Source organism: Paenibacillus sp. PvR133 (assembly GCF_017833155.1).
Classification (GTDB): domain Bacteria; phylum Bacillota; class Bacilli; order Paenibacillales; family Paenibacillaceae; genus Paenibacillus; species Paenibacillus polymyxa_B.
The window spans coordinates 2,334,016-2,345,934 of record NZ_JAFIBS010000001.1; the positions used below are offsets into that span (position 1 = coordinate 2,334,016).

Annotated in this window: 5 protein-coding genes; all 5 read left to right on the forward strand. The window is 46.3% G+C overall.

Annotated features, from left to right (window positions below):
- The first annotated feature begins 2 nt into the window (after positions 1-2).
- The 5 genes from JOE49_RS10430 to JOE49_RS10450 all read left to right on the forward strand — a co-directional run bounded on the left by JOE49_RS10430 (position 3) and on the right by JOE49_RS10450 (position 11,754).
- Entirely contained in the window at positions 3-4,970 is a 4,968-nt protein-coding gene (locus tag JOE49_RS10430) for a DUF4132 domain-containing protein (protein ID WP_209941033.1), read from the forward strand.
- Between the two features lie 230 nt (positions 4,971-5,200).
- Entirely contained in the window at positions 5,201-5,695 is a 495-nt protein-coding gene (locus JOE49_RS10435; protein WP_103744805.1) for a GNAT family N-acetyltransferase, read from the forward strand.
- 140 nt (positions 5,696-5,835) lie between these two features.
- Positions 5,836-6,819 carry a Gfo/Idh/MocA family protein gene (locus tag JOE49_RS10440; RefSeq protein WP_075153793.1) on the forward strand — a complete coding sequence of 328 codons (984 nt, stop codon included), beginning with the start codon at positions 5,836-5,838 and terminating at the stop codon, positions 6,817-6,819.
- A gap of 512 nt (positions 6,820-7,331) precedes the next feature.
- Positions 7,332-10,061, forward strand: a complete 2,730-nt coding sequence (locus JOE49_RS10445; RefSeq protein WP_209941034.1) for a glycoside hydrolase family 3 C-terminal domain-containing protein — start codon at positions 7,332-7,334, stop codon at positions 10,059-10,061.
- Positions 10,062-10,236: 175 nt separating this feature from the next.
- A complete protein-coding gene (locus JOE49_RS10450) occupies positions 10,237-11,754 on the forward strand; it encodes a glycoside hydrolase family 30 protein (RefSeq protein WP_209941035.1) in 1,518 nt (505 codons plus the stop codon).
- Positions 11,755-11,919: the final 165 nt, after the last annotated feature.

Here is an 11,919-nt window from a genome sequence, read left to right on the forward strand (position 1 = left end):
ATATGCATCAAGAGAACAATGAGCAAGAATATTTCACCACACTGAAGGAGCGCGCGGCGCAACTGGATGGACAACAACAGGAGTTGGCTCAGTATGTTGTGGAACTGGGTAAGCTTCATTACATACAGGAGAACGAGGAGCCATTTAACGAATGTCAGCGAATATTAAAAGAACGGGCGACAGAAAGCGGAGAACCGCTGTTTAAGCCACTGACAGAGGTATTACGTGCTCTAATTGGACAAACAGCGGGCGATGTATTCGCCCATCTAACAGAGCATGTGACTGAATATCCATACAGCACAGGGTATGCGCGAAAACCGTTTCGCACTTCGGATATTACGGCCCATACTTCCCGGATTTATAAAAGAATGGTGCAGTTGATCCGAATGGACTGTATCGGGTTCTCTGTAATGGATTATTTAACAAAAAAGGATTATGAACCAGGCAGGGATTACCGGATTCAGGAAACGATTGGTGACTGGATTGCTTATGAGCTGGATAACGGTAATTCGCAGGTGCTTGAGGCGTTAAAAGCTATTATTTATGGGGATAATCAGGCTGCGTTACTTACGCGCAATATGATTAAAGGCATGCTCCTGAGTCATCAGGAGGAGAATTATCGCATGATCGGCGAGCTCTTGGCAGCCGCCAAGCTCCAGGAGGGATTGCGCCAAAGTATCGTGGAACAAATGGATGAAGGAACCCCGGAGGCTCTAATATATCTGTTAAAGGTGATCATCGACCAAGGCTTCATTCGTTACAGCTCGGTAGTGCGGGCGCTTGCAGTATGGACAGGCATGGGGCTGGAGTCCGCCAACCAGCGGGTCGTTCGTCAACTGATCGAGCAGGCATATGAAGCATTGACTCGTAGTGAACTGCGCCAAGAATGGCTGACCAGCTCAAATGCTAATGAAGTATATATGAGTTTGTGGGCTACCGCAGTACATGAGGAACGTGATTTGTATGGACAGGTTCAGAAACTCATGGAGCAGGGAGCACCTTACCAGAAGATCGTAGCGCTTTATGTACTGTCTAACAGTGAAAACAAGGATGTGCGCCTCGGAATCGCGAGAGAATATTTGGATGAAACGGACCCGGAGCTTCAATATTGGATATTGACGAACTATACAAGCAATTATTTTTATGAATGGATAGAAGGCGGGACGGTCGCGGATCGGATTGTTAAAGTGGTGCGCACTCCTTTGCTGGAGAGCAAAGAGGAGCGGCGTAAAGATTTTGAACGACTTCATAACCTGTTTGTACATATGAAAAAGGGTGAGTCCACCGAGCCTTCCAAGGTGCTGGATTTTGTTAATCTGTATCACCGCTCAGATGCACCTATTCAAAAAATGCTGTATCTCGCTGGTTATGATATGGACGCTTCCTGGATTGGGGAAATCATAGCCTTAAAGGAACAGATTAGCCCTAATCTGCGTGGCGAACTGTTGAACCATTTTGTGCAAAACCCTGAGGATACGGTACAGCGTGATTTTATTTTTTCCAGTTTGTCTGACAAAAGTATGAGTATCCGTGAGTTCGCTGTGGCCAAGGCGCGTAAGCTGACGCTGTCGGAACCAGAAATGCAACAAATGGAAGCCTTATTAAAGCTCAAGACGGGATCGTTGCGACAAAGTGTCATTGGTGTGTTGCTCTCACAATCGGAAGGGCCGCTGGCTGGCTCATTGGAACGCTTGCTTCGTGCTAAGGCGGAGCTGCAACGATTGGGTGGACTGGAAGTATTGACGAAGATATATGCAGACCCGGATCGTGCCGAACAGTATGAAAGCCTGCGGCCTTTGGCGGATATCATTCAGCAACCCACAGCCAAAGAGGAGCAACTGCTGTCCAAGCTGGGACAGGAGGATGCTTATACAGGGGCTAACGGTTTTGGCCTGTACGATCCGAATGTCAAGGAAGCTTGGTTGGAAGAGAAAGTTGATCTGGGTGATTTTCGATTGTCCGATGTTTTTGTTAGTCCATTGGAGAAGCTCAAGCAGTTCTTGAGCGGACTGGATGAGCTTGTTCATCATCATCGTGATGTGGAATATACTGCGGAGTATTATTCGGGCTACAAAGATACATTGCTTATTGGGACGAACCTTCGTCCTCTACGGCTGGTTCAGGTCGATGAAGAAGTAGATTCTAGACTGTCTTTATATCCTCTCTATGAGGAGTGGGACCGTTATTTGCAGGAAAGCGGCATGGAAGCGCGTGAACTGCTGGAGCTTGTTTTTTATGACCGATTGGAGCCTATGGACCGAACGCTGGATCGCTACTATCGATACTTTTCTTTTAACATGAACTATTCAGAACAAAGCAAGCACAAGCTGCTGGAAGGATGGCGTAAAGACTTCGCTGAGCAAATGTATCCTTTGGATCGGATTAACGAGGTTCAGAAGTGGATGGCAGAGCTGACCTATTCCGATCAGGTAAGCACATTAGTTAATGCTTATTTTATGGACACATCCGGTGACCAAACATTTGACGTAATTGACCTTGCTTTAAATTCACTAATGCAGGGCGTGCCTAAGGACAGACCTGCTGAGGATATGGGAATGCTCCATCTATTGTCCGGCCCGTGGGTGGCACTGGAGAAGGGGCAGGTTCATGATGGTGAGTCCTTTAAGCGCTTTTTCCATACCTTTGTGAACTACGCAGAACTGCCAGGAGCGGAAAATCGTTTTTATTCTCCGCTGGATCTGGAGGATTATTTCAAAGCATATGAAAAAGGGTTGATCGGTGTAGGGGAAGTCTATCGGGAACTGCTGGCCGGTAGTGAAAGCAGAAGACATATGAGTTCCTTAACCAATGCCCGCAATACATGGATTTCTAGCAAACATGAATTTTTGGAAATACGTCGCACGGTTATTGATCGACTGTTAGAGGTTGAATTGGTTCGAGGAGATTTGCCTACCGAGGCTACGCCAAAGGTTATGGGATTGAGCCAATTTGAAGGTATGGATTATTTCATCCGTATTCTGGAGGGTCTCGACAAGGAAACGTTTGTGCGTGGTTATGTGTACGGCTACGGTGATCGTATTACCAAAAAAGAATCGTTCAGCCACTTGCTCAAAGCATGTTATCCGAGTGATGGCGAGGATGCCACATTGCTCAAGGAAAAGCTGAAAAACACTAAAATTACGGATAAACGTCTGCTGGAGGCTGCTATGTATGCTCCACAGTGGATTGAGATTGTAGCAGACTATCTCGGTTGGGAAGGGCTTCGCAGTGCCGCATGGTATTTCCATGCACATATCAATGAAGGTTTTTCGGCCGAGAAGGAAACGATTGTAGCCCATTATTCGCCGATTGCTCCGCAAGATTTTAATGATGGTGCCTTCGATATTCACTGGTTCCATGAGGCCTATGAGACGTTGGGCGAGGAACGTTTTGATCTGCTGTACGATTGTGCCAAGTATATTTCGGCTGGAGCCAATCATCGTCGATCCCAGTTGTTTGCAGATGCGACGCTGGGTAAGCTCAAACGGAGTGAAATGGAAAAATCAGTGGAGGACAAGCGAAACAAAGACCATTTGCTGACCTACAGTCTGATTCCACTTGCTCAGCCGCCTGAACCAGATGTACGCGAACGTTATGATTTTATCCAGAGGTTTCTGGAACAAAGCAAAAAATTCGGAGCACAGCGTAAGGCCAGTGAGGCACTCGTTTCACGGATTGCACTCGGGAATTTGGCACGTAACGCAGGTTATGATGATGTAACCCGTCTCGTATGGGACATGGAAGCTCGTAAGCTGGATGATCTCCGGTCTTATTTTGAGCCACATGCTTTGGACGAGGCTACAACGGTGCAGCTCGTCATTGATGCTGAAGGAGCGGCAGATATTGAAATTGTCAGTAAAGGCAAAACGCTGAAATCCATTCCGGCTCGTTTCAAGAAGGATGAGTATGTTACGTCGCTGAAGGAGCTTAAAGGAGATCTAGTGGATCAGTACCGCAGAGCTCGCAAAGAATTGGAACGCTCTATGGAGTCTGGTACGACCTTTATGGTGAAGGAATTGAGAGGACTGCTGGGTAATCCTGTGCTTGCTCCGTTGGTGCGAACACTGGTTTTCAAGGCCGATGATCACCTCGGATATTTTAATGAGGAAACGTTGGTATTGACGGCTCCTTTTGCTGAACAGCATACTATAGGAGAAGAGGACAAGCTGATTATTGCTCATCCCCTTCATTTGTTCGAAAGTGGTCGTTGGAGCGACTTCCAGAAGGACTTATTCGACCGCCAGATACGCCAGCCATTTAAGCAGGTGTTCCGTGAGCTGTACTTGCTGAATGCTGATGAACGTGCAAATGCGACAGTTTCCCGTCGATATTCAGGACACCAGGTACAGCCGAATAAAACGGTATCCCTATTGAAAGGTCGCCAATGGACAGTCAGCTATGAGGACGGACTCCAGAAGGTGTACTATGCCGAGAATCTGATTGCGAACCTGTATGCCATGGCAGACTGGTTCTCACCAGCGGATACCGAGGCTCCTACGCTGGAGACAGTACAGTTCTTTGATAGGACAACGTATAAGAGCGTACCGTTGGACGAAGTTCCTCCTGTTCTGTTCTCCGAAGTTATGCGGGACGTGGATCTGGTCGTCAGTGTTGCCCATGTAGGCGGCGTTGATCCAGAGGCCAGTCTGACGACCATTGAAATGCGTAGGGTGATTGTGCAGGAATCACTTCGCCTGCTGAAAATTAGCAATGTACGCTTGGATGGGAATTATGCACGTGTAGATGGGACTCTTGGCGAATATGCTGTGCATCTGGGAAGCGGGGGTGTCTATAAGCAAGCGAAGGGAGCACTGCATATTATTCCGGTGCATTCGCAGCATCGTGGACGTATCTTCCTGCCGTTTCTGGACGAAGACCCAAGAACAGCGGAGATTCTATCCAAAATTGTGTTGTTGGCCGAGGATCAGAAGATCAAGGACCCGCAAATTCTTACACAGCTTCAAGCGTAGAATAGAATTCTGATATATAGAGATTCATAATTAACTCAACGTTCGCACCTAGACAATGGTTTCAAATCCTCTACTGTGTAGGTGGAAACTTAGTCTAGTTGCGGAGGTTGAATTATTTAATATTGAGCGTGTATCGAGCGCGAATAAGGAGATATGGGTAATATTTTAGGCTCTGTGGTTTGATGAGAATCTAACAGTATAACAATTGACGATAATAGGAGAACACAACGATGATTAATAGTATCTTTCTAAAAGAGTACTCAACCGAGTATCAATCACAAGTTGTCGATTTAATTTTACATATTCAAAAAGATGAATATAATATCGCCATAACCAAAGAAGATCAGCCAGATTTGCTTGATATTGAAAACTTTTATCAGCGTGGTAACGGCAACTTCTGGGTAGCTCTTAGTGAAGAAACCGTAGTAGGGACTATAGCTTTGTTAGATATTGGGAACCGTAAGACAGCACTCAGAAAAATGTTTGTAAAACAAAACTATAGAGGTAAAACATTCAATGTTTCGAATCAATTATTGCATCATGCCATAGGATGGGCCAGGGTAAGGTCTATTGAAGAAATCTATCTTGGAACAACACCACAATTCGTAGCAGCTCATCGTTTCTATGAGAAGAACGGCTTTGTTAGTATAGCTCCAGGAGAATTGCCGATTGGTTTTCCAGTCATGAAAGTGGATAAAAAGTTTTACAGATACGTCATTCAATAATGGGTATAAATGAAGATGCTGCTGGGTCACAAAAGAAACCGTCGTCTAGCAAATGTTTCTTTTGTTTAGGACAGGCGTTTGCTAGAATAAAAGGGTATGTTGCAAGTAACGTTAACCAAATTGCTGGGAGGGACACAAGTATGAGCAAAAAGATCAAATGGGGAATTGTCGGCACAGGCTGGATCTCAGATCAATTTGTGGCGGATTTGGCGCATGTTTCGAATGGAGAAGGGTATGCTGTTGGATCACGCACTATTGAAAGCGCTACCGAATTTGCAGCTAAGCATCAAATATCAAGGGCTTACGGGAGCTATGAGGAATTAGCACAAGATCCCGAGGTAGATGCTATTTACGTAGGGACTCCCCATCCTTTTCATAAAGAAAATGTTCTGACGGCTCTTCGGGCGGGCAAAGCAGTCTTGTGTGAGAAACCCTTCACCGTCAACAGCAAAGAATTGGAGGAAATGATCGGCTTTGCACGTGAGCGTAAGCTATTCCTGATGGAAGCAATGTGGACACGTTTTTTGCCTCCGATTCGCCAAGTGCGGGAGTGGATACATGCGGGACACATTGGCGAGGTAAAGCTGGTTAAGGCGGAATTTGGTTTTCGAATAGATTGGAACCCGGAGGGGCGGCTTTTGAACCCTGAGCTGGGCGGAGGTGCTCTATTAGATGCAGGAATTTATCCGGTTTCTTTTGCTTCAATGGTCTTCGGTCCTGAACCTGAGCATGTATGGAGCACAGCTCATATCGGGGAGACAGGCGTTGACGAGACATTTTCGATCTTGCTGGATTATGGAAAAGGACGCACGGCTATGCTTAACGGGGCAGTCCGCCTCGGATTGACGAATGAGGCATACATCCATGGAACAAAGGGCTATATCCACATTCCGTCATTCCTGAACAGCACATCGGCTACTTTAGTTGTGGACGGTAAAGAGGCACAAAACTTTCAGGATGACCGATCCTCTACAGGCTATGCCTTTGAAGCAGAAGAAGTCGGGCGTTGCTTGAACGAAGGTTTGCTCGAAAGTTCTACTATTTCTTTAGATGAATCGTTAGGAATTATGAAACTGATGGATCAGATTCGTTCACAGTGGGGGCTTCGGTATCCGTTTGAATAATTACATTAATTCCAGGAACCTTTCAGGTTCTCTGGAATTTTTTTGTTTATGAGCGTTATTTTTTATACCAGGATTTTGCAAAATCCTTATACATAAGTATTTCCAATTCTCAAATAGCGACTTTGGTCGCACGCTAGGTAACGCCATATGAGTAAGTCAAGAGTGGGACATATGAATCATTTTTTGTGATTAAAATTAGTTAAAGACCTGTCATTAAAAAGTTACAAAAGTGTAATTTTATTATCGGTTAACTGAATTGTTAACGCTCTCTTTTCATGAAAAAGAATGAAGGTCCTAGTGTTGTACTTCCAAAAACTTTCAATGAAATTTTCGAAAATGTACGGTAGGGTGGTAAACGTGTCACTTGAGCCATTGCGGCTTTTGCTGACTTGCTTGCTTATCCCGTGGCTCTGGATTCTTGTCGGAGCTCGCAGGATCGAGAGCCTTTGCAAGCCTGTGAGAGTTGAATAGGCATTCACCTCATGACCTAACATCAAGGAGGAATTACAAACGTGAAAGTGAAATCAACATGGTTGTTCCGTATGGTGATGATGACAGTTATCGCGGCTGTTGTGATCGGACCTATGAATATTGCAGGAGCGGCAGGAAGCCAGACAGATCGGCCTTGGATGAACACGGCCCTGTCGGCTGAGAAACGGACAGCGTTGCTGCTGCAGGAAATGACGCTGGAAGAAAAAATAGATTTGGTGACTGGCAAGGTCAACAATTACTATGGATTCTATAATAATTCGATGGAGCGGTTGGGCATTCCGGCGCTGACGATGGCAGATGGACCAGCGGGTGTGCGTATCGCTAATCCAGATGTGCAGGACCAGCAATCTACTGCGTTGCCTGCTCCAATTGCGTTGGCTGCAACGTGGGATACCCAAGCTGCCAAACAGTATGGTGATTTGATTGGAGACGAGGCTTTTAATACAACTCATAATGTTGCGCTTGGACCGGGGATGGATATTGCCCGTATTCCATGGGGATCGCGAAACTTTGAATCTATGGGTGAGGACCCGCTACTGCAATCGCAAATGGCGACCGCTTATGTCAAAGGTATACAAAGCCACCCTGTTTTGGCGACTGCGAAACATTATCTTATGAATAATCAGGAAACAGAGCGCTTCACGACGAATGTCAAAGTCAGTGACCGTGCGTTGCATGAGATTTACATACGCCCGTTCCAAGAAGTCATCGCCGAGGCAGATTTGGGAGGGGCAATGTGCTCCTTTAACAAGGTCAACGGTGAGTCTGCTTGTGAGAACAAAACTCTTTTGACGGACCTCTTGAAGAAGGAATTGCAATTCAAGGGCTTTGTGATGAGTGATTACGGTGCGAACCTGAGTACAGTCGAATCGGCAAATAGCGGATTGGACCTGGAAACACCGGGGACCCCTTATGGTAAATGGGGAGATCAGCTGCTGACGGCTGTCAAAAATGGTAAGGTAAGTGAAAAAACGATTGATGATAAGGCTGGGCGCATTCTGGTGCAAATGTTCAGCAAAGGTTTATTTGACCACCCGGCTCAAAATAATCAAATTGATGCCCGTGACCATGGCAAGACAGCCCGTCAATTGGCTGAGGAAAGTATGGTACTGCTTCAAAATAAAAATAATGCATTACCGTTGTCTAAAGATAAACTCAAGTCCATTGCTGTGATTGGCCCCGATGCAGATAACGGCACTGTGGCAGGCGGAGGCAGTTCGTTGGTGAACCCGACGTATACCGTGAGTCCGTTAGAGGGCATCCGCAATCGTGTCGGCAAAGGTGTTACCGTCCAATATGCACCGGGTACAGACCCGATCTCTGCAGGAGACATTATGCCTGGCCCATCGGCTGTTCCGTCTTCACTGTTGACTACATCTGATCAGAAAGAGGATATCAGTGTTGGATATGCGACTTATGGAGATGGCGAACAGGGGCTTCGAGGCGAATACTGGAAGAATAACAAGATGGAAGGAAATCCGATTCTTGTACGCAATGATGACCAAGTCAATATGAACCTTGGATTTTATAATTATCAGGGCTTCAATGCGAAGTCCCCTAAAGTTCCAAATACACCAACGACACTGAACGGCTTGATATCTGCACGCTGGACAGGGGCAATTGCAGCTCCCAAGGATGGTGACTATGCATTGTCATTAACCAGTTTGGGATCAAGCAAGCTGTATCTCGACGATAAGCTTTTCGTGGACAATCAAGGTGAAAAGCTGGGCACTACGAAGAAAAGCATCTCCCTTAAAGCGGGTGAAAAGCACAAGATACGTATTGAATACCGCGCTGATTATCCGACAAATGGTCGTGATTCCGGTGGTATGGTTCGTCTGGGCTGGGAACCTCCGGCAGATACGTCAGATAAGTTGATTGACAACGCTGTGAAATTGGCGAAAAAATCGGATGTTGCGATTGTTGTTACGCGTACGTATGAGAGCGAAGGATATGTTGAGCGTTCCGATATGGAGCTGCCAAACAATCAGGATCGGCTGATCCGTGCGGTTGCGGCTGCAAATCCGAAAACTATAGTCGTACAAATGAGCGGCAGAGCCGTGCAAATGGATACCTGGCAGGACAAAGTCCCTTCCATCGTACAAGCATGGTTTGCTGGACAAGAGCAAGGGAATGCTATAGCACGCGTCTTATTCGGGGATGTGAATCCTTCGGGTAAGTTGCCAGTAACCTTCCCGGTTAACGAGCAGTCTACACCCGTGTCCTCACCAGAGAAGTTTCCGGGTGTGAATGGTATAGGTGACTATTCAGATGGTATTTTTGTAGGCTATCGTGGGTATGAGAAATCGGGTATTCAACCGGCGTTCTCCTTTGGACACGGTTTATCCTATACGACATTCGGATATAGCGATCTGAAAACAAAACAGCATGCGAGTGGAAAAAAATCCGATCGTACGAGTTCCGTCGAAGTTTCGCTAAAATTGAAGAACACGGGCAAAACAGCCGGAGCTGAGGTTGTACAGGTGTACAACGGTAAGCTTCCGACAAACGTAGAGACTCCATCCCGTCAACTGGCAGGCTGGTCCAAGGTAGAATTAAAGCCGGGTCAAGAGAAGAAGGTTCGCATTGAGCTCGACCCGAAAGCTTTCTCATATTGGGATGAAAAGTCCAAAGCATGGGTTATGCCAGCGGGTGAAGTGCCCATTTATGTGGGCAGTTCCTCTCAGGATTTACGACTGACAGGAAGTGTTACGATTCCGGCAACCTCTACAGAAAAGGCAAAAAAGTAATCCCGTTACATTTGTTTTAAAATGGTTATATTCAAGAGAGCGCGGGCACAAGCACCGGCTCTCTTTTTGCTATCGGTATGTAAACGTCCAACAGGTATGCAAAGGGAAACCCAAGTGAAAGCTGAAATAGTAGGGAGGATGGGGACAGGATAATGATGGGGAGAGGAGGATATAGATGAAAAAACTCCAAAAGCAACGACGTACTGACATCTGGCTGCTTATAGCTGCAGTAGCCATTTTGATCTGTGCGGTCCTGGCCAGTATGGCTATACGGAATGTTCCGGGGCCGAAAGCAGAAAATAACGTCAACATGTGGCTAACAACACCCGATCCGGCGAATCGCCTAACCCAACAAACCCCGATCCGTTGGGATAAGGATAACAGTAAAGAAAATGCAGCGAATGCGGATACACTGACGATTGAGATTAAGCCAGATATTCGTTACCAGACGATGGAAGGGTTTGGAGCAGCGGTGTCCGGTTCGTCCGCATACCTGATGAATTATGGCATGTCTGCCAATCAGCGTGATCAGCTGCTAAATGATTTGTTTACAGCCAGTGGCATTCAACTGAGTTATATTCGCCATACCATTGGAGCCTCAGATTATTCCGTAGATGAGCAGGGACAGTCTGGCAGCTATACCTATGACGATGTGGCAACAGGCAAGGACTATGAGCTGAATCATTTCTCCATCGCCAAGGATCGGGATGTGATCGATGTGCTGAAGCAAATCCTGAGAAGAAACCAGGATTTAAAGATTATGGGAACCCCATGGACAGCTCCGCCCTGGATGAAATATGGGGAGCAGATTTATAACGGCTGGTATTTGGACTATACCGATCCGCGTGTCTACCAGGCGTATGCTGACTATTTTGTTCGTTATCTACAGGCGTATGCGAACGAGGGAATTCCGATTCAGGCGATTTCCATTCAAAATGAGCCAGAATTCACTACGCCCAAGTATCCCAGCATGAGTATGGGAGCAGCAGAACAGGCGAATTTTATTAAACAATATCTGGGCCCGACCCTAAATCGAAACCATTTATCTACTCACATTATTGCCTTTGACCATAACTGGGATACAGGGAGCGAATATGCCAAGACCGTGTTAGGAGATGAACAGGCTCGAAGCTATACGCACGGAACGGCCTTTCATTGCTACAAAGGAGAGCCCACAGCGATGACAGATGTGCATAATGCTTTTCCTGATAAGCCTGTATATATGACAGAATGTAGTGGGGGGGCGTGGAGTCCGGGCTTTGGAGATGATTTGAGCTGGGATATGTCCAAGTTGATCATTGGTGCACCCCGAAACTGGTCGCAAAATGTCCTCTTTTGGAATATCGCACTTGACCCGTCCGGGGGTCCGACCAATGGGGGTTGCGCCAACTGTAGAGGTGTAGTGACCATCGACCCGTTAAGCGGTGCAGTTACGAAAAATGTGGAGTACTATGCGATTGGGCACGCCAGCAAATTTGTCCGTCCAGGTGCAGTACGTATTGATTCTACACATTATAGTGGAAGTATCGAAACGGTCGCTTATCGCAACCCCGACGGTACGCTTGTCCTGATTGCCGCCAATACGGGAGAGAACACAAAGACATTTAAGGTTCGGCAGGGAAATAAAGTTTTCAAATCTACCCTTCCCTCCAAGTCCGCAGCTACCTTTCAATGGAATCCTACGGTTTCCTGACAAGGCATGTACATCAACGTTTTATAGAAGTTTTAGAGCGCTTAGCCCATCTGGCTGAGCGCTCTTTTTTCATTTGCTACAAAGTCCAGACTGTGAAAAAGATAAAATTTTAATATTGTTCAGAATTGGTTCAGAGGCGGATGATAAGATCTTTTCACTAATAAC

Coding starts and splice junctions, on each gene's coding strand:
- JOE49_RS10450 (WP_209941035.1), top strand. CDS start 10,237: ATGAAAAAACTCCAAAAGCAACGACGTACTGACATCTGGCTGCTTATA.
- JOE49_RS10430 (WP_209941033.1), top strand. CDS start 3: ATGCATCAAGAGAACAATGAGCAAGAATATTTCACCACACTGAAGGAG.
- JOE49_RS10440 (WP_075153793.1), top strand. CDS start 5,836: ATGAGCAAAAAGATCAAATGGGGAATTGTCGGCACAGGCTGGATCTCA.
- JOE49_RS10435 (WP_103744805.1), top strand. CDS start 5,201: ATGATTAATAGTATCTTTCTAAAAGAGTACTCAACCGAGTATCAATCA.